Raw genomic sequence first — 24,062 nt, 5'->3', positions numbered from 1 at the left:
TTCGACCCCTTGTCATCCCGTACCAGGAGTCCTGGCGCCATGTCCGGCCTCAATCCCCAGCAACGCGAAGCGATCCATTACCTCGACGGTCCCCTGCTTGTCCTCGCCGGCGCCGGTTCGGGCAAGACGCGCGTGATCACGCAGAAAATCGCCTACCTGGTCCAGGACTGCGGCTTCCAGCCGCGCAACATTGCCGCCATCACCTTCACCAACAAGGCGGCGAAGGAAATGCAGGAGCGCGTCGGCAAGCTGATGTCGTCGTCGATCGCCAACGAATTGCAGATTTCGACCTTTCACTCGCTGGGCGTGCGCATCCTGCGCGAGGAAGCGAAGGCGCTCGGCTACAAGCCGCGCTTTTCCATTTTTGATTCCGCCGATTGCGCCGGCATCATCGGCGATTGCGCCAAGACGGTGGACAAGGCGACGCTGCGCCGGCTGCAGTCGATCATTTCCAACTGGAAGAATGCGCTGATCACGCCCGAGGCCGCCCGCCTCCTCGTCGCCAACGAGCACGAAGCGCTCGCCGCCGCTGCCTACCTGAGCTACGAGGCGACGCTGAAAGCCTACCAGGCGGTCGATTTCGACGATCTGATCGGCCTGCCGGTCAAACTGTTCAGCGAGCATCCGCAGATCGCCGAGAAGTGGCAGAACCGCCTGCGCTACCTGCTGGTCGATGAATACCAGGACACCAATGCCTGCCAGTACCAGTTGCTCAAGCTGCTGACCGGCGTCCGCGCCCAATTCACCGCGGTGGGCGACGACGACCAGGCGATCTACGGCTGGCGCGGCGCCGACATCGACAACCTGAAGAAACTGCCCAACGAATTCCCGGCGCTCAAGGTGATCAAGCTCGAGCAGAATTACCGCTCGACCGTCCGTATCCTGAAGGCCGCCAACAACGTCATCTCGCACAACGAGAAACTGTTCGACAAGACCCTGTGGTCGGAACTCGGTCACGGCGACCCAATCTACGTCACTGCCAGCAAGGATAATGAGGCCGAGGCCGAGAGCGTGGTCATGAAGCTGCAGGCCCATCGCTTCGAGCATCGCGGCAAATTCCGCGACTACGCCATCCTCTACCGCTCGAATCACCAGGCCCGCCTGCTCGAAACGCAACTGCGCAACCAGAAGATTCCCTATCTGCTGTCCGGCGGCCAATCCTTCTTCGACAAGGCCGAAATCAAGGATCTGACCAGCTATCTGCGCCTGCTGTCCAACGAGGACGACGATCCGGCCTTCATTCGTGCGGCGACCACGCCCCGGCGCGGCATCGGCGCGGCGACCCTGCAGGTGCTCGGACAATACGCCGGCGAGCGCCACGTTTCGCTGTTTCATGCGGCCTTCGAGGAAGGCTTTGCCCACCGCGTGCAGGCCCGGCAACTCGAACCCCTGCTCGAATTCTGCCAGTTCATCAACCGCATGCAGGCGCGGGCAAGCCGCGAGCCGGCGCAGCAGGTACTGCCCGACCTGCTCAAGGCGATCGATTACGAGACCTATCTCTACGACACCGAAGAGCAGCGCACGGCGCAATCGCGCTGGGCCAATGTCGGCGAATTCGCCGAGTGGATCAACAAGAAGGGCGAGGAAGACGGCAAGACGCTGATCGACCTGGTGCAGAGCATCGCCCTGATCAACATGCTGGAAAAGCAGAACAGCGACGAGGTCGACGCCGTTCAGCTATCGACGCTGCATGCCGCCAAGGGGCTGGAGTACAAGCATGTCTTCCTGGTCGGCGTCGAGGAAGGCATCCTGCCCCACCGCGAGTCGCTGGACCCGGCCAAACTGCAGGAAGAGCGTCGGCTGATGTACGTCGGCATCACGCGCGCCCAGCGCTCGCTGCACATCAGTTACTGCGAGAAGCGCAAACAGGCGCGTGAAATGATTCCCTGCGAGCCGTCGCGCTTCATCGCCGAGATGGGCCAGGAAGACGTGAGGTTTTCCGGTGGCAAGCAGGCGGCGATACCCGACAGGGCGACCGGCAGCGCCCGCCTCGACGCGATGAAGGCCTTGCTGGCCGCCAAGAAATGAAAAAGGGAGGCTGTGGCCTCCCTTTTTCGAAATTGCTGGTCTTGCGGCTTACTTGACCTTGCTCAGGATGTAATCGACGGCACCCTTGATTTCGTCCTCGGACAGCTTGGCCGCACCACCCTTCGGCGGCATCGCGCCCTTGCCGTTGATCACGGAAGCGTAGAGGGCGGCATTGCCGGCGCCGAGGCGGGCAGTCCAGTCACCCTTGGCGTCGATCTTCGGTGCGCCGGCAGCGCCGGTGTTGTGGCAGGCGCCGCAGACGCTGTTGTACACGGTCGGGCCATCCTTCGGCGCGCCGCCAGCTTCGGCGACTTCAGCCTTGGCCAGTTGGAAACGGGCAACCGGCTGGATGCGCAGTTCGGCTTCGTCAGCGCCAGCGTTGTTGTTCGCGGCAGATTCGAAGGACTTGTTGGTCAGCGGATAGATGATCGCGATCAGGACTGCGGCGACGATGATGATCGCCCACATGATGCTTTTGGAAGAATGTTGCTCGGCCATGCTGAAGACCCCGTTTGCAAAAAGGACAAAGCCGAAATTATAACGGCTGACGTATGATTACGCGCAAAAAAAACCCCGCCATCGGCGGGGTGCAAATTCTCGAATGGGGGGAATTCGAGAGGAGGGGTTCAATGCCCTTGCAGTTTATGATTTTGCAGCCACCGGGTCTGTCGCCCTTTGGTAGCGCTTCTGTAACCAATTGTTAGGATTGAGCCATGAATGAACTCGAAGCCATTGCCGCTCGCCTGGGCCGTCTTCTGGAAAGCCGGGGCGAATGCCTGGCGGTGGCTGAGTCGTGTACCGGTGGCTGGGTGGCGCAGACGCTGACGGCGGTGGCTGGTAGTTCCGCCTGGTTCGATCGCGGTTTCGTCACTTATTCGAACGCCGCCAAGCGCGACATGCTGGGCGTGCCTGAAACGACGCTGGTCCGCCATGGTGCAGTTTCCGAAGCGGTCGCCCGGGCAATGGCCCAGGGCGTGCTGGCCCACAGTCTGGGCGACTGGTCGGTGTCGATCACCGGCATTGCCGGCCCGAGCGGCGGCTCGCCGGAGAAGCCGGTGGGTATAGTCTGTTTTGCCTGGGCCGGACGGCAAGCCGGCTGTATTGCCACGACCTGTCAATTTAGCGGCGATCGGGCTGCCGTGCGCGAGCAATCGGTGCGTCATGCGCTGGCCGGGCTGATCTCCCTGATCGAAGGGCAGCCGGCACTGGCGTAAGGGCGTTCAGCCCGGCAGCGGCTCGAACAGGGCGGCCAGGTCGTCGTCGCCGAACTTGACGTCGACCTGATGATCCTCGGACAGGATGCCGGCCGCCAGTTCGGCTTTGCGCTCCTGCAGGGCCAGTATCTTTTCCTCGATACTGCCGCTGACGATCAGCTTGTAGACGAATACCGGCTTGTCCTGGCCGAGGCGGTGGGCACGGTCGGTGGCCTGGTTCTCGACGGCCGGGTTCCACCACGGGTCGTAGTGGATCACGGTGTCGGCGGCGGTCAGGTTGAGACCGACGCCGCCCGCCTTCAGACTGATCAGGAAGATCGGGACTTCGCCTTCCTGGAAACGCCGGATCGGCGTTTCGCGGTCGACGGTGTCGCCGGTCAGCTTGGCGTAGCCCAGGCCGGCGGCGTCGAGTTCCTGTTCGATCAGGGTGAGCATGCTGGTGAATTGCGAGAAGACCAGGATGCGCCGGCCTTCGTCCACCAGTTCGGGGAGCATGGCCATGAGCAGGTCGAGCTTGGCCCGTTCGCTGACCTTGCGTGCCGAGCTGGCCTTGACCAGGCGCGGGTCGCAGCAGACCTGGCGGAGCTTGAGCAGGGCGTCGAGGATGACGATCTGGCTGCGCGCGAAGCCGCGCTGGGCGATCTCGTCGCGAACCTTGGCGTCCATCGCCGCACGCACCGTTTCGTAAAGGTCGCGCTGGCCGCCTTCCAGTTCGACGCTGCGCACGATGACCGTCTTCGGCGGCAATTCGCGGGCGACGTCTTCCTTCTTGCGGCGCAGGATGAAGGGGCGGATGCGGCGGGCCAGCAGGTCGCGGCGGTCGGTGTCAGCCTGCTTCTCGATCGGCGTGCGCCAGTGGCGGGTGAACTGCTTGCTGCTGCCGAGGAAGCCCGGGAGCAGGAAATCGAACTGGCTCCACAATTCGCCGAGGTGGTTTTCCAGCGGCGTGCCGGTCAGGCACAGGCGATGCCGCGCGTCGATCTTGCGTACCGCTTCGGCGCTGCGGCTCTGGGCGTTCTTGACCGTCTGCGCTTCGTCGAGGATGAGCAGGTGGTAGCTGTGCTGCATCAGTTCGTCGGCGTCGCGCCAGAGCAGCGGGTAGGTGGTCAGGACGACGTCGTGGCTGTCGATCTCGGCGAAGCGCTGCTTGCGTTCCGGACCATGCAGCGAGAGCACGCGCAGACTGGGCGCGAAACGCGCGGCTTCGCTCTTCCAGTTGAAGATCAGCGAGGTCGGCAGGATCACCAGGGCCGGTTTGTCGAGACGCCCCTGTTCCTTTTCCAGCAGCAGGTGGGCCAGGGTCTGTGCAGTCTTGCCCAGACCCATGTCGTCGGCCAGGATGCCGCACAATTTCTGCTCGCGCAGGAACTGCAGCCAGGCCAGGCCTTCCTTCTGGTAGGGGCGCAAGTCCAGGCACAGGCCGGCCGGCGGCTGGATGTCGACGATGCCCTGGGCGGCCTGCAGACGCTCGGCCAGGGCCATGACGTCATTCTGGCCGCGGAATTCCCAGCGGCTGGTGTCGCTCAACTCGGCCAGGCGCGGCGCGTCGAAACGCGACAGGCGCAAGGTCGGGCCACCGCTGAAACCGTCGAACAGGTCGATCAGCGTCGATGCCAGCGGTTTGATGCGGCCGGCCGGGACGCGCAGGCGCTTGCCAGCCGGGGTCAGCAGTTCGATCCTTTCGCTGTCCGGGATGCGCGACAGTTCGTAGCTTTCCAGCCAGCGCGGGTCGCGCCGGAACAGCGTGGACAGCAGGGGCGCCAGCGGCAGGCGCTCGCCTTCGACGAGGATACCCATGTCGAGGTTGAACCAGCCGTCGTCGGCTTCGATCAGTTCGGCATCCCAGGCGTCGACTTCGACCACGTGGTGGCGGAAATCGTCGGGGAATTCGATCTGCCAGCCGGCTTCGCGCAGCAGCGGCAGCTGGTGCTGCATGAAGTCCGGCCAGGCGGCTTCGTCGGCCAGGCCGTGAATGCCTTCGGGTGGGCTGCCGAAAGTGTTGAGCGTGTTCGCCGGAATCTTCTGCAGGCCGCTTTGCGCGAGGCTGGCCATGACCCGGGCTTCGTCTTCCGGGCGGCGTTTGACGCGGACGGTTTCGCCTTCGGGCAGGGTGACGAACTCGTTCTTTTCGTCGGGGCGCAGATCGGCGTCGCCGTAGCGGAAGATCACGTGGGCCACGTCGAAGGGGCCGCCGCTGAAGCTGTAGGGGTAGTGGCGCCAGGGGCGGTGGCCGTGCGTGTGCAGGGTTTCCAGTTGCAGGACCGGCTGTAGCGGGGTTTCGATCAGGCGCAGGCGGGCGCTGGCATCTTCGGCCGGCAGCGGCAATTCGGGCGCCAGTTCCGACAGTGCGTCGGCGACAACTGCAGCTTCCTTGGCCGACAGCGGCGGCAGGCTGAACAGGCGATTGACCACCCCGGGGTTGCCGGTCACCGTCAGCGGCCCGGTTTCGCCCTCGGTCAGGTCCACGTACCACGGCGGATCGACGGCGATGATCAGTTCGGTCGGTGGCTCGGGCTTCAGGTAGGGGCGCTGGAAACCCTGGCTGTCGATCTGCCAGCCGACGCTGGCCGGGCGGCTGTCGCCAGCGTGCAGCGGCAGTGCCAGATCAGCCTCCGGGTAGAGGCGGTTGGTAGCGGCCATCCGTTCGAGGATTTCAGCGCCGTGCTTGGGCCCCAGCCCGTAGGCGCGCAGGCCGCTGTCGTGGCCGCGTTCGGCCCAGATCAGGCGGAGGATGCCGAGATCTTCTTCAGTGACGAACTGCGGCGGGGTGATCAGCGCGCGGTCGACCTTCCACCATTCCTCGGCGTTTTCCGGGTATTTGCCTTTACGCAACTCGATGCCGAAGCGTCGGCGGTCAGGCGTCCATTTGAGGATGTAATACAGTTGCTGGCGGGCGCTGGCCGGACGAGCCTTTTTCTTGGCCACGGCGATCGACGCCCGGCGCAGGTCTTCGACCCAGGAGAGCACGCTGCCGCTGACCCGGGTTTTCGGGTTGCGCGTTTCGATCACCTTGAGCAGGGTCGCGGCGATGTGCTTGCAGTGGTGGCCGACCGGGCAGGTGCAACTGGCGACCAGCTGCATGTCGTCCCCCTGGGCGCGGATCAGTGCTTCAACGCGGTAGGGGCGGCGGGCCGATCCAGGCACTTCGGCGTGGATTTCGCCGTGCTCGACATTGAGGTCGCGAACCAGGTCGACATAGGGGCGTCCCTTGGCGATCTCGGCGTCGCCCAGCCAGTCGGCGATGTCCGCCTCGCTGAAGCTGTCGGTCAGTTCGTCGTAGTTCTGCATCACAGGTGCTGGCTGCCGAGCAGCAAGGCCAGCAGCAGGGCGATCAGCGCCAGCCAGACGTTTTGCCAGCGCCGGGCGCGGACCAGTTGTTCCATCTGCGGCTGCAGGCTGGGTTGTGCCGGCGTGCTGAGTGCCTGGTGCACCAGGCGCGGCAACTGCGGCAGGGTGCGGGCCAGATACGGCGCTTCCTGTTTGAAGGTCTTGATCAGGCCGCGCCAGCCGACCTGCTCGCTCATCCAGCGTTCAAGGAAGGGCTTGGCGGTTTTCCACAGGTCGAGTTCCGGATCGAGCTGGCGGCCGAGGCCTTCGATGTTGAGCAGGGTTTTCTGCAGCATCACCAGTTGCGGCTGGATCTCGACGTTGAAGCGGCGCGAGGTCTGGAACAGGCGCAGCAGCACCTTGCCGAAGGAAATGTCCTTGAGCGGCCGGTCGAAGATCGGTTCGCAGACGGCGCGGATGGCGGCTTCGAATTCATCGACCCGTGTTTCCTTGGGCGCCCAGCCGGATTCGATGTGGGCTTCGGCGACACGCTTGTAATCGCGGCGGAAGAAGGCGAGGAAGTTCTGCGCCAGGTAGTTCTTGTCGGAATCGGTCAAGGTGCCGACGATGCCGAAATCAAGCGCGATGTAACGGCCGTCGGCATGGACGAAGATGTTGCCGGGGTGCATGTCGGCGTGGAAAAAGCCGTCGCGGAAGACCTGGGTGAAGAAAATCTCGACGCCGGCAGCGGAGAGTTTCGAGAGGTCGATGCCGTCGGCGCGCAGCTTGTCGATCTGCGAGATCGGCGTGCCGCGCATGCGTTCCATGACCATCACCGTCGACGTGCAGAAATCCCAGTGCACTTCGGGAACGATCAGCAATTCGGAGTCGGTGAAGTTGCGGCGCAGCTGCGAGGCATTGGCGGCTTCGCGCATCAGGTCGAGTTCGTCGCGCAGGTACTTGGCGAATTCGGCGACCACTTCGCGCGGCTTGAGGCGCTTGCCGTCGGACCACAGTTTTTCCAGCAGCAGGGCGCCGCTGTCCATCAGCGCCAGGTCGTGTTCGATGACCGAGAGCATGTTCGGGCGCAGGATCTTGACGGCGACTTCGTGGCCGCCGTCGCAGTCGTGCAGGCGCGCAAAATGGACCTGGGCGATCGACGCCGAGGCCACCGGCACCGGGTCGAATTCGGCGAATACCTCGCTGGCCGGGCGGCCGTAGGCTTTTTCGATTTCCTTCAGGGCCAGCGCCGAGTCGAAAGGCGGCACGCGATCCTGCAGCCTGGCCAGTTCGTCGGCGATGTCGGTTGGCATCAGATCGCGCCGGGTCGACAACACCTGGCCGAACTTGACGAAAATCGGCCCGAGCGCTTCCAGCGCTAGGCGCAGGCGTTCGGCGCGCGGTGCCGACAGGTTGCGCCAGAACTGCAGCGCGTTGGCCAGGCGGACCAGACGGCCGGAGGGCTCGTGCTCGAGCACCATTTCATCCAGCCCGAAACGGCTGGCGACAGTGGCGATCTTGAGCAGGCGGAAAAGGCGCATGGGGATAGGCCGGGATGCAGGCCGGAATTCGGTCAAACGAGGATGTTAACATGCCTGCACATATTGCGCTGCCGCTGGCGGTACAAGTGATGATTCACTGGCAAATTGGCAGCCAGTTTCAGCTAAACTGGCTGCAAGTTCATGGCGGATACAAACGGCGTCCGTCGCCCCAAGCACACAACGGCCCATGTCAGATCAACGCAATCCTTCCGTCATTGCTCGCGAAGCCCTGAAACGGCTGGCATCGCGCCATCTGGCGCCGACGCCTGCCAATTTCCAGGCGTGCTACAACGAGATTGCCAATCTACCCAATGTCTCGCCGTTTCCCGAGCCCCCCCTGCGCCAGCTGGCCGCGGCCCTTACCCCGCGTGGTGATGCGCAGATCGCTCAACTGAGCCGGCTCGATTCGGCGATTTCCGGGCGGAGCTGGCAAGGCGTGCAGGACGCCCTGCAGGGCTTCATCGCAGCCGGCGCCGCCAATGCGTCAGCCACGCATCTGCCGCACGAGACGACGCAGGCCCTGTTGCACCTGTTCGAGACGATGTTGCCGGCCTTCGGGCGTGATGATGTCCGTTTTGCCGAGGCCGTCGATGCCTTGCTCGCGGTGTTGCGCATCTCGCCCTGCGAATTCTCGCGGCTGGATACGGTCCTGCGCGAATTTGCCGTGCTGGTTCCCTGTGCGGTCGAAGAGCAGATCGAAATCCGCGAGTCGCTGCTCAAGCTTCTGCAATTGATCATCCAGAACATCGGCGAACTCAGTGTTGACGATACCTGGTTCAAGGGCCAGATCGACGGTCTGCTGGCGGCGGTCGAGCCGCCGCTGACCCTGCGTCACCTCGACGAGATGGAGCGGCGCCTGCGCGATGTCATGGAGAAGCAGAGCCGGGCGCGGGCGCGTTCGGTTGAGGCGCAGGAGGAAATGCGCCAGATGCTGGCGGCCTTCATCGAGCGTCTGGGGACGATGAATTCCTCCAGTGCACAATTTCAGGAGCGCATCGAGAACAGCGCCCGACAGATCGAGCAGATATCGCGGATCGAGGATCTGGCGCCCCTGCTCAAGGATGTCGTGTCGGCGACCCAGGCCATGGCCGAGGAAACGGCAGTTTCCCGGGAGCAGTTGCGCGGTCTGCAGGACAAGGTGCTGGCGACCGAGGCCGAACTGATCCAGTTGCACCGCGAACTCGACAGCGCGAGCTCGCTCGCCCGTCACGACCCGCTGACCGACACGCTCAACCGCAAAGGCCTGGACGAAGCGCTGGAGCGCGAGATTGCCGCGATGCGCCGGCGCAATTCGGCGCTATCGCTGAGCCTGCTCGACATCGACAACTTCAAGCGGCTCAACGACCGTCTCGGCCATGAAGCCGGCGACAACGCGCTGATTCACCTGGCCAAGGTCGCCCGTGCCTGCATGCGTCCGACCGACACGCTGGCGCGTTACGGCGGCGAGGAATTCGTCATCCTGATGCCCGATACCTCGCTGGAGCAGGGCGTCGAGGCCATGGTCCGGCTGCAGCGCGAGCTGACCAAGGCCTTCTTCCTGTCTGGTAAGGACAAGGTGCTGATCACCTTCAGTGCCGGCGTCGCCCAGCTTGATGAAGGCGAATCCGGCAGCGATGCGATCCGCCGTGCCGACCTGGCGATGTACCAGGCCAAGCGCGCCGGCAAGAACCGCGTCATCGGCGCCTGAGTCGGCCGCGATGGCCGACGTCTGCTGTTTCCCGCCGGTGGCCTCGCCCGGCGCCCGCATCCTGATCCTCGGCAGCATGCCCGGTCGCGCCTCGCTCGATGCCGGCCGCTATTACGCGCATCCGCACAACGCCTTCTGGCCCATCGTCGGCGAACTGTTCGGTTTCTCGCCGGAATTGCCCTATCCGGCCCGCTTGCAGGCCCTGCAGGCCGCCGGGGTGGCCCTGTGGGACGTGATCGCCGCCTGCGAGCGTGAAGGTAGCCTGGACGCCGACATCGTTGCCGGCAGTGTGCGTGCCAACGATTTCCCGGGTTTTTTCGCCGCACACCCCAGGGTGCGCGATGTGTTCTTCAACGGCGCCGCTGCCGAACAGGCGTTTCGCCGTCACGTTCTGCCCGCGCTGGCGGCGACCGGCCTGCGCCTGCAGCGCCTGCCGTCGACCAGTCCGGCGCATGCCGCACTCAACCGGGCGGCCAAGCTCGCTGCCTGGTCGGCGATCCTCAAGCCGTTGACGGGCGGCGAGGGCGTATAATCGCGCTTTTGCTATTTTCAGCCGCAGATCAATGGCCCAAGACGTCAAGACCCAACTGACCGCCCTGTTGCAACAGGCGCTGGCCAGCGTAGCCCCGACCGCAACCGATACGCCGATTCAGCTCGAACGCCCGCGCGACCCGTCGCACGGCGATTTCGCCACCAACCTAGCGATGCAGCTGGCCAAGGCCCTGAAGAAGAATCCGCGTGAAATCGCCCAGCAACTGGTCAACGAACTGCCGCCGTCGCGGCTGGTCACGGCCGCCGAAGTGGCCGGCGCCGGCTTCATCAATTTCCGTCTCGATGCCGGCACCAAGACCGATGTGGTCAAGGCCGTGCTCGCCGAAAAGGAAAACTTCGGCCGCTCGACCGCCGGCGGCTGGCAGAAGGTCCAGGTCGAGTTCGTCTCGGCCAACCCGACCGGCCCGCTGCACGTCGGCCACGGTCGCGGTGCCGCCTACGGCGCCTCGCTGTCCAGCCTGCTGACCTTCGCCGGCTGGGACGTGACCCGCGAATACTACGTCAATGACGCCGGCCGGCAGATGGACATCCTCGGCCTGTCGACCTGGCTGCGCTATCTCGAACAGCACGACATGGTCGTGCCCTTCCCGCCGAACGCCTACCAGGGCAGCTATGTGCGCGACATGGCGGCGCAGTTGAAGAATGCCCACGGCGACACGTACGTGCGCACCGCCGACGCGGTACTGGCCGGCACCCCGGGCCTGCCCGAAGCCGGGCGCAGCGACGACGAAGCCAAGCAGCAGCGCGAACTGCATCTCGACGCGCTGATCGCCAAGGCCAAGGAATTGCTCGGTGCCGACTGGGAATACGTGCACCAGCACGCGCTCAATGAACAACTGGCCGACTGCCGCGACGATCTCGAACAGTTCGGCGTGCATTTCGACGTCTGGTTCTCCGAGAAGGCGCTCTACGACACCGGCCTGGTCGCGCGCTGCGTCGACCTGCTGGAAAAGAAGGGTCACCTCTACGTGCAGAACGGCGCCCGCTGGTTCAAGTCGACCACCTTCGGCGACGAGAAGGACCGCGTCGTCCAGCGCGAAAACGGCCTGTACACCTACTTCGCCTCCGACATCGCCTATCACCTGAACAAGTTCGAACGCGGTTTCGACAAGGTCATCAACATCTGGGGTGCCGATCACCACGGCTACATCCCGCGCGTGACCGGCGCCGTCAAGGCGCTCGACCTCGACAGCGACAAACTGCAGGTGGCGCTGGTCCAGTTCGCCGTGCTCTATCGCAATGGCCAGAAAGCCTCGATGTCGACGCGTTCCGGCGAATTCGTCACCCTGCGCGAATTGCGCGGCGAAGTCGGCAACGACGCCTGCCGCTTCTTCTACGCGCTGCGCAAGTCCGACCAGCACCTCGACTTCGACCTCGACCTGGCCAAGAGCCAGACCAACGAGAATCCGGTGTACTACATCCAGTACGCCCACGCTCGCGTCTGCTCGGTGATCAACCAGTGGGCCGGCGATCTGGCCAGCCTGGCCGATGCCGACCTGGCCTTGCTGAACAACCCGCGCGAACTGGCGATTGCCAACCAGCTCGGCCAGTTCCGCGAAGTGATCGAGACTGCGGCCCGCGATCTGGCGCCACACATGATTGCCTTCTACCTCAAGGATCTGGCCGGCGAATTCCATGGCTGGTACAACGCCGAGCGCATGCTGGTCGACGATGCCGCCCTGCGCGATGCCCGCGTCGCCCTGGCTGCCGCCGTCCGCCAGGTGATCCGCAACGGCCTGGCGATTCTCGGCGTCAGCGCGCCTGAATCGATGTAAGGAAAACCATGACCCGCGACATGAAATCCACGAAACGCCCGCCGGCGAAGAAAAAATCCGGCGGCGGCACCCTGATCGGCATGTTCATCGGCCTGGTCCTCGGCGTTTGCCTGGCCGCCGGGGTCGTCTGGTACATCAACAAGGCGCCGTTGCCGTTCAACAACCAGGTGCAGGGCGGCGAGCGTCCGGCGCTGGCGCAGCCCGGCCAGCCGCTGGCCTTGCCTGGGAAGCCCGGCGATCCGGTGCCGGAAAAGCGTTTCCAGTTTTACGACATCCTCCAGGGCAAGGCCGATGCCGTGCCCGACAAGGTCGAGCCGGCGCCAGTGGTTCCCGAAACCGCCAAGCCCGAAGCGGCCAAGGAAGGCAGCAAGGAAAGCCGGGTTCCCCTGTTTCTGCAGGCCGGTTCGTTCAGCACGGCGCAGGATGCCGACAACCAGAAGGCCAAGCTGGCCTTCATGGGCATCCAGTCGTCGGTGCAGCAGGTCATGATCGAGGACAAGACGCTCTACCGTGTCCGCATCGGTCCCTATTACAAGCTCGATGAATTGAACAAAGTACGCTCCGATCTTGCCAAATCCGGCATCGAAGCCCAATTGTCCAAATAAAGGAGTCAGGTATGGAATTCAGCCGTCGACGTTTCGTCACTTCCGCCATCGCCATGGGCGCCACCCTCAGTGTTGCCGGCCCGCTGGCCGCGCAGACTGCGGGTCGCGACTTCGTCATGATCAATCCGGTGCAGCCCACCGACGATGCCGCCAAGATCGAAGTCGTCGAATTCTTCAGCTATGGCTGCCCGCACTGTGCCGATTTCAACCCGCTGCTCAATCTCTGGGCCGCCGGTCTGCCGGCTGATGTAGTGCTCAAGAAAGTGCCGGTCAGCTTTGGCCGTGCCGCCTGGGGTAACGCCGCCAAGCTCTACTACGCACTCGAGATCACCGGTGATCTGAAGCGCCTGGAAGCCGACGTGTTCAAGGCCATTCACCAGGAACGCACCAACCTGTTTGACGAAAAGACCGCAGCCGGATGGGTGGCTGCGCGCGGTGTCGATCGCAAGAAATTCACCGATGCCTTCGGTTCCTTCGGTGTCCAGAGCAAGGTGCGCCGTGGCGACCAGATGGCAGCTGGCTTCAAGATCGAAGGCGTGCCGGCGATGGCTGTCGATGGCAAGTTCCTGATCGCGACCCTGCAGTTCGAGCAGCAACTGGCCGTGGCCGACAAGCTGATCGCCCGGGTGCGCAGCGAGAAAGCCGGCAAGAAGTAATTGACGCTGAAAGTCTTCATTACGGGCGCCTCGTCGGGTATCGGCGAGGCGCTTGCCGTTTACTATGCGGAAAACGGCGCCCAGCTCGGCCTCGCCGCGCGCCGCCCGGATTGTCTGTCGGCGCTGAATGAACGCCTCGGCGGCGGACACGCCTGCTATCCGCTTGACGTCACCGATGCGGCGGCGCTGCACGCAGCGGCCAGCGATTTCATCGCCCGTTTCGGCGCGCCCGACATCGTCATCGCCAACGCCGGCGTGTCGGCCGGTACGCTGACCGAGTGCGAGGAAGACCTGGCGGTTTTCCGCCGGGTCATGGACATCAACGTCTTCGGCATGGCTGCCACCTTTGCGCCGTTCATCCCGGCCATGAAGGCCGCCGGTGGCGAGCGGCGGCTGTGCGGCATTGCCTCGGTCGCCGGCATTCGTGGTCTGCCGGGGGCGGAAGCCTACTCGGCGTCGAAGGCGGCGGCAATTGCCTACCTCGAGAGCCTGCGCCTGGAAATGCGCCCGCAGGGCATCAAGGTCGTGACCATTGCGCCCGGCTACATCGAGACGCCGATGACGGCGGTCAATCCCTATCAGATGCCCTTCCTGCTGCCGGCGCCGGAAGCGGCCCGGCGCTTCGCCGCGGCCATCGCACGCGGCGTCTCGTACACGGTGATTCCGTGGCCGATGGGTGTCGTCGCCAAGCTGCTGCGCCTGCTGCCGAATTGGCTGTATGACCGTCTTTTCGTCGCTGCCCCGCGCAAGCCGCGCGGCTTGCTGCGTGACTGATTCAGTGCGCAGTCCGCTGCAGCAGGGTGTCGCTCGCTGCCTCGCTGACCCCGCTCTGTGTGGCGAAGCAGCCGTCGAGCGGACAGTCGCGACCGGGCGGGCATTCGTGTTCGCGTGCGCATTCAATTTGGGTTTCGTCGGTCAGCACCATTTCACGAACGGCTTCGCAACGGGCGATGGGGGCGTCAAAGATGGACATGGCAGTCTCCGGGTTGGTGTTATGAAATCAGTATAGACAATTTGCCGCCGAATCCCAGTCAGACAGTCCTGTTAAAATGCCCGCCATGCTCGAACTCAAAATCAATGGCGAAAACCGCCAATTTCCCGACCCGCTGACCGTTGCCGGCCTGATCGAGCAACTGGGCTACGCGGGCAAGCGCATCGCCGTCGAGAGAAACGGCGAAATCGTTCCCAAGAGCCAGCATGCGGCAACGCCGCTGGTGTCGGGCGATCAACTCGAAATCGTCGTCGCCGTCGGTGGCGGCTGAAAGGGAGTATTCCATGCATCAACTGACCATCGCCGGCAAGGCGTACCGTTCCCGTTTACTGGTCGGCACCGGCAAGTACAAGGATTTCGCCGAGACCCGCGCGGCCATTGACGCTTCCGGCGCCGAGATCGTCACCGTCGCCGTGCGCCGCGTGAATATCGGCCAGGACGCCAGCCAGCCCAGCCTGCTCGACGCCGTGCCGCCATCGCAATTCACCATCCTGCCCAATACCGCCGGCTGCTACACGGCCGACGATGCCGTGCGCACGCTGCGCCTGGCGCGCGAACTGCTCGACGGGCATCCGCTGTGCAAGCTGGAAGTCCTCGGCGACCCGACCAACCTCTTCCCGAACATGCCGGAAACGCTGAAGGCCGCCGAGACGCTGGTCAAGGAAGGTTTCGAAGTCATGGTCTACTGCGCCGACGATCCGATCCAGTGCAAGATGCTCGAAGAGATCGGCTGCGTTGCGGTGATGCCGCTGGCCTCGCTGATCGGTTCCGGCATGGGTATCGTGAACCCGTGGAACCTGCGCCTGATCATCGACAACGCCAAGGTGCCGATCATCGTCGATGCCGGTGTCGGCACCGCCTCGGACGCGACCATTGCCATGGAACTCGGCTGCGACGGCGTGCTGATGAACACCGCCATCGCCCACGCCAAGAACCCGGTGCTGATGGCCAGCGCCATGAAGAAGGGCATCGAAGCCGGCCGCGAGGCTTTCCTGGCCGGCCGCATGGCCCGCAAATACTACTCGGCCGACCCCTCGTCGCCGACCACCGGACTGATCGGTTCATGAGCGACGACCTGCTGATCCACCCCGCCGCCGAAGGCGAGGAAGGCGAATACACCGCCGGCCGCCACGGCCACATCAAGAGCTTCGTCCGCCGCGCCGGCCGCATGTCGGAAGCGCAGCAGCGCTACTACGAGACGATGCTGCCCAAGATCGGCATTGCCTACCAGCCGGAAAACATCGACCTGACGGCGGTGTTCGGCCGCAACGCGTCGAAGATCCTGGAAATCGGCTGCGGCATGGGCGAAACCACGGCGCGCATCGCCGAGGCCCACCCGGAAAACGATTACTTCGGTCTGGAAGTCCATGTTCCCGGCGTCGGCGCGCTGTGCAAGCTGATTGCCGAGAAGAACCTGAGCAACCTGCGCATCGGCAACCACGACGCGGTCGAAGTGGTGCGCGACATGCTCGCCGAAGGTTCGCTCGACGGCATCCACATCTTCTTCCCCGATCCCTGGCACAAGACGCGGCACAAGAAGCGCCGGCTGATCCAGCCGCCTTTCGTCGCGCTGCTCGCCTCGCGCCTGAAGCCGGGCGGTTACATCCACTGCGCCACCGACTGGGAAAACTACGCGCTGCAGATGCTCGACGTGCTCGGTCGCGAGCCCAGCCTGGACAACAGCGTCGCCAATCCCGCGCCCGAGGCGCTGGCGGCCGCGCTGGAAGCCGATTCCGCCGCCGGCCTGGCCGGCTTCGCCCCGCGTCCGGAATACCGGCCGCTGACCAAATTCGAGAACCGCGGCCTGCGTTTGGGCCACGGTGTCTGGGATCTCGTATTCAGGAAACGCTGACATGTGGTTCAAGAACCTGCAGATCTACCGCCTGCCGACGCCGTGGGCGGTCGACCTGGCCAAGCTCGACGAGCAACTGGCGCGCGGTGAATTCACCCGCTGCCCATCCAACCAGCCGATGTCGCGTGGCTGGGTGTCGCCGCGCAAGGACGGCGCGCTGATTTACGCCAACAACCGCCAGTGGCTGATCGCGCTGGCCGTCGAGCAGCGGCTGCTGCCGTCGTCGGTGGTCAATGAAACGGCGCAGGAGCGCGCCGAGCAGATCACCGACCAGCAGGGCTACCCGCCCGGCCGCAAACAGATGAAGGAAATCAAGGAGCGCGTCACCGAGGAGCTGATGCCGCGCGCCTTCACCCGCAAGCGCTCGACCTTCGTCTGGATCGACCCGCAGAACGGCTGGTTTGTCGTCGACGCCGGCAGCCCGGCCAAGGCCGAAGAAGTCATCGAACACCTGCGCCACTGCCTCGACGAATTCCCGCTGAAGGCGCTGCACACGCAGCTCTCGCCGCAGTCGGCGATGGCCGACTGGCTGGCCGGCGGCGATGCACCGGCCGGTTTCACGGTCGACCGCGATTGCGAGCTGAAATCGGTCGCCGAGGAAAAGGCTGCCGTGCGCTACGTCCGCCATCCGCTGGGCGACGAAGTCGGCGCCGAGATCAAGGCCCACCTCGCTGCCGGCAAGCTGCCGACGCGCCTGGCATTGACCTGGGACGACCGAATCAGCTTCGTCCTCACCGAAAAGCTGGAGATCAAGCGCCTGGCTTTCCTCGACCTGCTCAAGGAAGAGGCCGAGAAGAGTGCCGAGCACGCCGACGAGCAGTTCGACGCCGATTTCGCGCTGATGACCGGCGAGCTGGTGCGCTTCCTGCCGCAACTGATCGAAGCCCTGGGCGGTGAACAGGTCGAAGCCGAGGCGCCCGCTGCGGCCCCGGCCGCCGCCGGCACCCCGCCGTGGGAAGCCTGAAACCCAACGCAGCCTGTCCCTGCGGCAGCGGCAAGCCCTACGCCGCCTGCTGCGGGCCGCTGCACGCCGGCGAAAAACCGGCGCCGACGGCCGAAGCACTGATGCGCTCGCGCTACGCCGCCTACGTGCTCAAGCTCGAAGATTACCTGCGCGCTACCTGGCATGCGTCGACGCGGCCGAGCGAACTCGATCTTGCTGCCGACGACAGCAAATGGCTGGGGCTGGAAGTGCGTGCTCACCGACAGCAGGATGAAACGCACGCGACGGTCGAATTCGTCGCCCGCTACCGCATCGCCGGCCGCGGCTATCGCTTGCACGAACTGAGCCGATTCATCAAGGAAAATGGCATCTGGATGTATATTGACGGCATGATCAACCCCTGATCGATGCCGTGCGCCTTGCCGCCCTGATCCTCGCCTGCCTGTTTGCGTGCAGCCCCGCTGTTGCCGAGCCGCGGGAGTTGCGCGTCGGTGTTTATCAGAACAGTCCCAAGATATTCATCGGCGAGAACGGGAAGCCGCAGGGGATCTTCATCGAGTTGCTGGACGCCGTGGCGCTCGCCGAGGGCTGGGAACTGCGCTACCAGCCGTGTGCCTGGCAGGACTGCCTGGAAATGCTGGCCACCGGCAAGCTGGACCTGATGCCGGATGTGGCCTATACCGAAGCCCGCGCGAAAATCTACGACTTCCATACGACGCCGGCGCTGTTGAGCTGGTCGCAGCTTTACCGGCGGCCGGGTGTGCACATCCTCAGCTACGCGGACCTGGACGGAAAACGCATCGCCGTGCTCGACGGCTCGGTGCAGCAGCGTTTCCTCAGCGAACTGCTGCAGGCCTCCGGGCTGGCGGCAACCCTGCTGCCAGCGGCGTCGCTCGATGACGCCTTTGCCATGACGGCGCGTGGCGAAGCCGACGTCGTCGCCGCCAACCAGCATTTCGGCGACCGGCACATGGATCGCCTCGGACTGCACGACACGACCATCCTGTTCAATCCGGCCCGTCTGTATTTTGCTGCCCCCAAGGGCAGCGATCCCACGGTGCTGCAGGGCATCGATCGCTGGCTGCGCGCCAATCGCCTCGGCGAGGATTCGCCGTACAAGAAGATCCTGCTCAAATGGGGGCGCGGCGATGCGGCGACCCGGCTGTCGCCGGTAGTCTGGTGGGTCGGCGGCGGCCTGCTGGCACTGCTCTTGTTATTCATCGGCGGCAATTTCTGGTTGCGGCGCGAGGTGGCCCGCAAGGTCGCCTCGCTCCAGGCCAGCGAAGCCGAACTGGCGCGCCATCGCGACCGGCTCGAAGAAATGGTCACGCAGCGCACGGCGGAGCTCGACAAGGCCCGGCACGAGGCCGAGCGTCTGGCCAAGGTGAAGAGCGAGTTCCTGGCCAACATGAGTCATGAAATCCGGACGCCGCTCAACGGGGTGCTCGGCCTGGCCCAGGTCGCCTTGCGCCGTTTCGAGCAGGCCGAGGTGCAGCAGGCGTTTGCCCGCATCATCGAATCGGGAAAGCTGCTGCAGCGGGTGATCGACGACATTCTCGACTTGTCCAAGATCGAAGCCGGGAAACTGCACATCGAGGCCCGCGAATTCTCTTTGGACGAGATGCTGGCCCATGTCTTGTTGCTGGTCCGCGAACGCGCCGAAGACAAGGGGCTGCGTCTCGAACTGGAGCGCCAGCCCGATCTGCCCAGGCGCTGCGTTGGTGACGCGCTGCGGATCGCCCAGGTTCTGCTCAACCTGTTGTCGAATGCGGTGAAATTCACCGATACCGGTTCGGTCAGGTTACGGGCCGGCACGGGCGACGGCATGCTGGTTTTCTCGGTCGCCGATACCGGGATCGGGATCAGCGAGGCCGAGCAGGCCAAGCTGTTCCAGCCGTTTGCCCAGGCAGATTCGTCGATCACCCGGCGCTTCGGCGGTACCGGCCTGGGCCTGGTGATCAGCCACCATCTGGTGCAACTGATGAATGGCCGTCTGGAATTGAGCAGCACGGCCGGCAAGGGCTCGCTGTTCACCATCCGCCTGCCTTATGTTCCGGCGACTTCGCCGGCAGCCGAACCGCCCGCGCCGCTAGTCGCTCATCCCGGCGCAGCCCTGGCAGGCGTGGCGGTACTGGTGGTCGACGACAATGAAATCAACCGCCTGGTGCTCGAAGAAATCCTCACCCAGGAAGGCGCCGTCGTCAGCCTGGCGAGCGACGGGGCAAGTGCGGTCGACATGGTGCGCGCAGCCGGGGATGGCGCATTCGACGTAGTACTGATGGACATCATGATGCCGGGGATGGACGGTTTCGAGACGACCCGCATGCTGCACCAACTCTCACCCGCCTTGCCGGTGATCGCCCAGACGGCCTACGCGGAAGAGAGCGACCGCACCCGGTGTATCGAGGCCGGCATGCTCGACCGGGTCACCAAACCCATCGACCCGGTCGGCCTGCTGGCGCTGTTGCAACGCCACGTGCGGCGCGAATCCAGGCGCTGACGGCGACGATGCACCGCTGCGCCCGGCCGGCGAATGCCGCTTACGCCAGCGCCGGATAGTCGGTGTAACCCTCGGCGCCGCCACCGTACAGCTTGTCCGCGCGCAGCTCGTTCCACGGCGCACCTTCGCGCAGGCGGCGGACGAGGTCCGGGTTGGCGATGAAACCGCGGCCGAAGGCGATCAGATCGGCGCCGCCGTCGGCGATCACCTGTTCGGCCAGTTCCTTGCTGTAGCCGTTGTTCACCAGCCACGGCCCCTTGAAGGCGCGGCGGGCGGCGGCGTAGTCGAAGCTGGCCGCCGGCGTGCGCGTGCCGCCGGTTTCACCCTCGATGATGTGCAGGAAGGCCAGGCCATAGGTCGCCAGCTTGTCGATCACATAGCCGTAGAGCGCCTGCGGGTTGCTGTCGAGCGGCGCGGTGAAGGTGGTCAGCGGGCTCAGGCGGATGCCGGTGCGGCCGGCGCCGATCTCGCCGACGATGGCGTCGACCACCTCGAACAACAGGCGGGCGCGGTTCTCGATGCTGCCGCCGTAGGGGCCGCTGCGATCATTGACGCTGTCGCGCAGGAACTGTTCGAGCAGGTAGGTGTTGGCGGCGTGAATCTCGACGCCGTCGAAGCCGGCGGCAATGGCGTTGCGCGCCGCCAGCCGGTAATCATTAACCAGGCCGGGCAGTTCGTCGTCGCGCAGGGCGCGCGGTGCCGACACCGGCACGAAACCGTCGCGGGTGAAGGTGCTGGCTTCGGCGGTGCGGGCGGTGGAGGATACCGGCGCGGCGCCGTCCGGCAGCAGCGACACATGCGAAATGCGGCCGACGTGCCACAACTGCAGCACGATCTTGCCGCCCTCGGCATGTACCGCGTCGGTCACGGTGCGCCAGGCGGCGACCTGTTCGGCCGACCAGATGCCCGGCGTGTCGAGGTAGCCCTGCGCCATCGGCGAAATCGGGCTGGCCTCGGCGATGATCAGGCCGGCGGTGGCGCGCTGGCGGTAATACTCGACGGTCAGCGGGCCGGGGCAGTTGCCGGCGACGGCGCGATTGCGCGTCAGCGGCGCCATCACGATGCGGTTGGCGAGGGCGATGTCGCCGATCTGGATCGGGTCGAACAAAGTGGTCATGTCGATTCTCCTGAGGGTTGATTAGACCGGTCGTCTAGTTTCTTACGTCAAAAAATGGCCGTCGACGGACGGCCCGGAAATCAATCAGCGGCTCAGCAACTGCCGGGTGAACTGCAAGGCATTCTCCAGCGGCTGCGCCTGGCGCTGCAGCTTGGCCAGCAGGCTGGCGCCCAGCCACAACTGGTACAGCGTCTGTGCCGTCGCGGCGGCATCGAGCGGCGGGATCGAACCATCGGCCATGCCGGTTTCGAGCAGCCGGGCAATACGGCTGACGATCTGCCCGGTGCCGTCGCGCAGCGTCTCGCGCATCGGATCGGACAAATCCGCCACCTCGCCGCCCAGCTTGACCACCAGGCACTGCTGCTCGGCGCACGCCGCCTGCTTGTCCAGCCAGCGCTGCCAGTAACACGCCAGCCGCTCCTGCGCACTCAGCGCCTCGGCCGCGAACAGCGCATCGAGATCGGCCAGGTAGCGCGCGAAGTAATCCTCCAGCAGCGCCTGCCCGTACTGCTCCTTGGACTCGAAGTAATGGTAGAACGACCCCTTGGGCACCCCGGCCGCGGTCAGAATCTCGTTCAACCCGACACTGGCAAAGCCCTTGCCGGCAATGATGCGCTGACCGGTTTCAAGGACATGCTGGCGGGTGTTGTCGTGACGGGTTTTCATGGAGTGGGATTGTGCGCTTGATTAGACCGGTCGTCTAGTGTTTTTGATGGCTTCATTTCGCCCGAACTGTCATTCGCTTCATAGCTCCCGAACGAATGGATTGCCCCTTCAAGTTGCCGCACAAGTAATGAGGGTCAATCGCTTATCATAGACGGCGCGCATATGACTCTGGGCGCGGCGCTAAACTATTTGACTTAGGGAGGCTTGAGATTGCTGAAGCCGGCTTTGCACCATTTCGAACGTGCTGCGCGCGAAATTGCCGCACACGGCGACAACGACACCCTTCCGTTTGACTTGGACGTGCGGTTCTGCGGCGATCAGGCCAATGCGCTGGCGGCCATTGCATTTGGCTTCTTCGAAGAGCTGCGCGACGGGCCTGCTAAGGAAAATCATGAGCGAATCGCGGCCATGCACGTGTGCAGCGAACGGCTTATCGCGCCTTCTGGTCCGGCCGGCTTCCGCGTGGTCACGAAGATTCATCCCTTCTGGAACATCTACCTCAATGGCTTGGCCATTGCGATTGCTGAGACACTGGAGCCACTGCGCGCACCCGAAGCGCACTCGTACCGGTTTTTACCTAATGGAGGCGAACAACTTTTTGATCCGAACCGCTCTTGGCGAGCATTCAAGGAGGCGACCGTAATTAATGCAGACTCCATAGGGCCAGGCGCGGTTGTCGTTCAAACCGACATTTCTAGCTACTACGAGCACGTCTCGCACCACTACATCGAGAATTTCATCAACGACCTTGGCGGAGACAGCAAGCAAGTTTCGAAGCAGGTTAACGCGCTGTTGGGTAAGCTTTCCGCCGGGAGGTCCTTCGGACTTCCCGTAGGGGGGCAGGGGGCCCGCGTTCTGTCAGAACTTTTCCTCAATCAAGTTGATTCCGCACTCACAGCGGCTGGCGTCAATTGGAGCCGCTACGTCGATGACTACATATTGATCGCAGCGAACACAGCCGAAGCCTACCGAGCCCTGGGCGTGTCGGCTCAATGCTTGATGGACTATGGTTTGAGCCTGAACAAGTCCAAGACCGTTCTCCTGTCATCGAAGCACTATCGAGACTATGTCAACTCTCAGTTAGGCGGTGATGATGGCGAGGCGGTCAAGCTTCGAACCATAGACCTGAAGTTTGACCCTTACTCAGACAATCCGGATGAAGACTATGAGTCGCTGAAGGAGACCGTTGAGACGCTCGAGGTTCGGCGCCTGCTCAATCGAGAGCTCGAGAAGGCTCTGCCTGACACCTTCTTGGTGGCGCAGATCGGTCGTACGATGCGACTCCACGATCCAATCATCGCACTAGAAATTGCGTCCACTCTGTTGGATGGTAAGAATCTGCACGCGTTCCGCTCGTCATTCTCCACCATCATGCGCGGCATCGCGAACCTGCGTGCCGACGAACGATTTGCCTTGATTCACAGTTCTATCGACTTGCTACTTGATGCCGTTCCCGTTCATTCTGCTCACCTTCTTAAGGTCGACACAAGTCTCTTGCATTACATGCGTTGCCTAAGATTCCGCAGCACGCCAGAGCGTGCTTTGTATGTTCGGAATCTCTACGAAACCACCCAGCTCGACACCTTACGGCGTGCGTGCTTGGACTGCTGGCGGAATTGGGGTGACAGGGCTGGGTTCAACTATCTACGTAATCGTTGGCACCAGATGACAGCAGAGGGACAGCGCCTTTTCTGGCTTGCAACCTATAAGTTTGGTGATGAAGGGGAGGCTGCACGGCGGCAATTCCGCCATGCTACGCCTCAAGCATGGGCGCTAGGGGTAGAGGTGCCGCTCGACGAGAAGAAGGACAAAGAGAAGCTAAGAAGGCACCCGCGCGGTGCTGAACCTCGGTTCGCGGCGGTTTTTGAAACTTGGGCGGAAGAGGTCGAGAGTGCAGATTGACCCACGCACCGTCGCCCGTGACATACCGGGAATTTTCGATGAAATATTTCCGCAACTAACACCTGGAATCGTTGCACACTTCAATTCGTGCGCCGAGACCTTCCCTATAGAGGCGCTTCCTCCTGCCTTACTTTCTCAGTCCACTCTGCAGCGGGCGATGCTGTTTGAGCTCGGCTACACGGTTGGGGAACGCCTTCTAGTCGGTGCCAAAATCGACTGGGCCGAATGTTTTGAGGCGACGCTGAAGCGGCAGAGGGTCTACTTCGATGCAGTGCTCCCAGAAAAACTCGATGCAGGCGATCAGGTGCTCGCCGAAATTATTGGACGGAATCTATCAACTGGACTCGCAGGGATGGGCTGCCAGCGTGGCCTGCCCATTGTTCTGCGCCCAAATATTCCGGGTTTGGAGTGGATATCTAGCGGATTCGGCGATTTTTCTATTGAGCGTACCCTTATCGAGGTTAAGTGCACAGCCAAACGCTTTTCATCGTCTGACTACCGCCAGGTAGCGATCTACTGGCTTTTAAGTTTTGCTGCAGCCGTTGAGGGCCGAGGCGAAGAGTGGCAGGACTTTGTTTTGCTGAATCCGCGCAGTGGCGATAAGGTCTCAATGCACTTTGACGCGTTTCTTGCGGTCATCAGTAGCGGAAGAACAAAGATAGATATCCTTCAGTTATTTCAATCGCTGGTCGGCTCCCGCCATACGCGGTAGTACGATCATCACAATTCTTAACCCGCCATCCCTTCCACCCCGGTACGATGACCT

General features: G+C 63.7%; 22 protein-coding genes. 16 read left to right on the top strand and 6 right to left on the bottom strand.

The window, feature by feature from the left end:
* Window positions 1-39 precede the first annotated feature (39 nt).
* The gene (locus G471_RS0100730; protein ID WP_028993617.1) at window positions 40-2,028 is read left to right on the top strand and encodes a UvrD-helicase domain-containing protein; all 1,989 of its coding nucleotides are present in this window, start codon (window positions 40-42) and stop codon (window positions 2,026-2,028) included.
* A 48-nt stretch (window positions 2,029-2,076) separates the two neighbouring features.
* Here G471_RS0100730 and G471_RS0100725 read toward each other — a convergent pair whose 3' ends face one another.
* Window positions 2,077-2,526, bottom strand: a complete 450-nt coding sequence (locus tag G471_RS0100725) for a c-type cytochrome (protein WP_028993616.1) — start codon at window positions 2,524-2,526, stop codon at window positions 2,077-2,079.
* Window positions 2,527-2,741: 215 nt separating this feature from the next.
* Between G471_RS0100725 and G471_RS0100720 the strand changes: the two genes are divergently transcribed.
* The gene (locus G471_RS0100720) at window positions 2,742-3,242 is read left to right on the top strand and encodes a CinA family protein (protein ID WP_028993615.1); all 501 of its coding nucleotides are present in this window, start codon (window positions 2,742-2,744) and stop codon (window positions 3,240-3,242) included.
* 6 nt (window positions 3,243-3,248) lie between these two features.
* Here G471_RS0100720 and G471_RS0100715 read toward each other — a convergent pair whose 3' ends face one another.
* Both G471_RS0100715 and ubiB read right to left on the bottom strand, forming a co-directional pair.
* Window positions 3,249-6,530: a DEAD/DEAH box helicase gene (locus tag G471_RS0100715; protein ID WP_051295191.1), complete on the bottom strand. Its 3,282-nt coding sequence runs from the start codon at window positions 6,528-6,530 to the stop codon at window positions 3,249-3,251.
* Window positions 6,530-8,050 carry a ubiquinone biosynthesis regulatory protein kinase UbiB gene (gene ubiB, locus G471_RS0100710; protein WP_028993613.1) on the bottom strand — a complete coding sequence of 507 codons (1,521 nt, stop codon included), beginning with the start codon at window positions 8,048-8,050 and terminating at the stop codon, window positions 6,530-6,532. Before ubiB ends, G471_RS0100715 begins: the two co-directional genes overlap by 1 nt.
* Before the next feature lie 187 nt (window positions 8,051-8,237).
* Between ubiB and G471_RS0100705 the strand changes: the two genes are divergently transcribed.
* Genes G471_RS0100705 through G471_RS0100680 form a run of 6 tightly spaced genes read left to right on the top strand, consistent with a single transcriptional unit; the run spans window position 8,238 to window position 14,099 of the window.
* Entirely contained in the window at window positions 8,238-9,737 is a 1,500-nt protein-coding gene (locus G471_RS0100705; RefSeq protein ID WP_028993612.1) for a GGDEF domain-containing protein, read from the top strand.
* 10 nt (window positions 9,738-9,747) lie between these two features.
* The gene (locus G471_RS0100700; protein WP_028993611.1) at window positions 9,748-10,269 is read left to right on the top strand and encodes a DNA-deoxyinosine glycosylase; all 522 of its coding nucleotides are present in this window, start codon (window positions 9,748-9,750) and stop codon (window positions 10,267-10,269) included.
* Window positions 10,270-10,300: 31 nt separating this feature from the next.
* On the top strand, window positions 10,301-12,064 hold the full coding sequence (gene argS / locus G471_RS0100695) for an arginine--tRNA ligase (RefSeq protein ID WP_028993610.1): 1,764 nt from the start codon (window positions 10,301-10,303) through the stop codon (window positions 12,062-12,064).
* Window positions 12,065-12,072: 8 nt separating this feature from the next.
* Window positions 12,073-12,669, top strand: coding sequence for an SPOR domain-containing protein (locus tag G471_RS0100690; RefSeq protein WP_028993609.1), 597 nt, complete (start codon window positions 12,073-12,075; stop codon window positions 12,667-12,669).
* An 11-nt stretch (window positions 12,670-12,680) separates the two neighbouring features.
* Window positions 12,681-13,325, top strand: coding sequence for a thiol:disulfide interchange protein DsbA/DsbL (locus G471_RS0100685; RefSeq protein WP_028993608.1), 645 nt, complete (start codon window positions 12,681-12,683; stop codon window positions 13,323-13,325).
* Entirely contained in the window at window positions 13,326-14,099 is a 774-nt protein-coding gene (locus tag G471_RS0100680) for an SDR family oxidoreductase (RefSeq protein ID WP_028993607.1), read from the top strand.
* A 1-nt stretch (window position 14,100) separates the two neighbouring features.
* Here G471_RS0100680 and G471_RS16295 read toward each other — a convergent pair whose 3' ends face one another.
* On the bottom strand, window positions 14,101-14,298 hold the full coding sequence (locus G471_RS16295) for a hypothetical protein (RefSeq protein WP_043420564.1): 198 nt from the start codon (window positions 14,296-14,298) through the stop codon (window positions 14,101-14,103).
* 85 nt (window positions 14,299-14,383) lie between these two features.
* On the opposite strand from G471_RS16295, the gene thiS reads away from it, so the two are divergent.
* The 6 genes from thiS to G471_RS18135 are packed head-to-tail and all read left to right on the top strand — an operon-like array spanning window position 14,384 to window position 19,611.
* Window positions 14,384-14,587: a sulfur carrier protein ThiS gene (gene thiS, locus G471_RS0100670; protein ID WP_028993606.1), complete on the top strand. Its 204-nt coding sequence runs from the start codon at window positions 14,384-14,386 to the stop codon at window positions 14,585-14,587.
* A 13-nt stretch (window positions 14,588-14,600) separates the two neighbouring features.
* Window positions 14,601-15,383 (top strand): thiazole synthase, encoded by a 783-nt coding sequence (locus G471_RS0100665; protein ID WP_028993605.1) that lies wholly within the window; start codon window positions 14,601-14,603, stop codon window positions 15,381-15,383.
* Window positions 15,380-16,168: a tRNA (guanosine(46)-N7)-methyltransferase TrmB gene (gene trmB, locus G471_RS0100660; protein ID WP_028993604.1), complete on the top strand. Its 789-nt coding sequence runs from the start codon at window positions 15,380-15,382 to the stop codon at window positions 16,166-16,168. The genes G471_RS0100665 and trmB overlap by 4 nt, the downstream gene beginning before the upstream one ends.
* Before the next feature lies 1 nt (window position 16,169).
* Window positions 16,170-17,132, top strand: a complete 963-nt coding sequence (locus G471_RS0100655) for a recombination-associated protein RdgC (RefSeq protein WP_028993603.1) — start codon at window positions 16,170-16,172, stop codon at window positions 17,130-17,132.
* On the top strand, window positions 17,120-17,515 hold the full coding sequence (locus tag G471_RS0100650) for a YchJ family metal-binding protein (RefSeq protein ID WP_028993602.1): 396 nt from the start codon (window positions 17,120-17,122) through the stop codon (window positions 17,513-17,515). Before G471_RS0100655 ends, G471_RS0100650 begins: the two co-directional genes overlap by 13 nt.
* 8 nt (window positions 17,516-17,523) lie before the next feature.
* Window positions 17,524-19,611 (top strand): response regulator, encoded by a 2,088-nt coding sequence (locus G471_RS18135; protein ID WP_051295190.1) that lies wholly within the window; start codon window positions 17,524-17,526, stop codon window positions 19,609-19,611.
* Between the two features lie 40 nt (window positions 19,612-19,651).
* Here G471_RS18135 and G471_RS0100640 read toward each other — a convergent pair whose 3' ends face one another.
* Window positions 19,652-20,728: an alkene reductase gene (locus G471_RS0100640; RefSeq protein ID WP_028993601.1), complete on the bottom strand. Its 1,077-nt coding sequence runs from the start codon at window positions 20,726-20,728 to the stop codon at window positions 19,652-19,654.
* Between the two features lie 84 nt (window positions 20,729-20,812).
* Window positions 20,813-21,394: a TetR/AcrR family transcriptional regulator gene (locus G471_RS0100635; RefSeq protein WP_028993600.1), complete on the bottom strand. Its 582-nt coding sequence runs from the start codon at window positions 21,392-21,394 to the stop codon at window positions 20,813-20,815.
* Window positions 21,395-21,604: 210 nt separating this feature from the next.
* On the opposite strand from G471_RS0100635, the gene G471_RS0100630 reads away from it, so the two are divergent.
* Window positions 21,605-23,296: an RNA-directed DNA polymerase gene (locus G471_RS0100630; RefSeq protein WP_028993599.1), complete on the top strand. Its 1,692-nt coding sequence runs from the start codon at window positions 21,605-21,607 to the stop codon at window positions 23,294-23,296.
* The gene (locus G471_RS0100625) at window positions 23,286-24,008 is read left to right on the top strand and encodes a hypothetical protein (protein WP_211226359.1); all 723 of its coding nucleotides are present in this window, start codon (window positions 23,286-23,288) and stop codon (window positions 24,006-24,008) included. Before G471_RS0100630 ends, G471_RS0100625 begins: the two co-directional genes overlap by 11 nt.
* The last annotated feature ends 54 nt before the right edge of the window (window positions 24,009-24,062 follow it).

This window comes from Azonexus hydrophilus DSM 23864, from assembly GCF_000429605.1.
Taxonomy (GTDB): Bacteria; Pseudomonadota; Gammaproteobacteria; order Burkholderiales; family Rhodocyclaceae; genus Azonexus; species Azonexus hydrophilus.
This window is presented reverse-complemented; position numbering and strand designations above follow the sequence as displayed.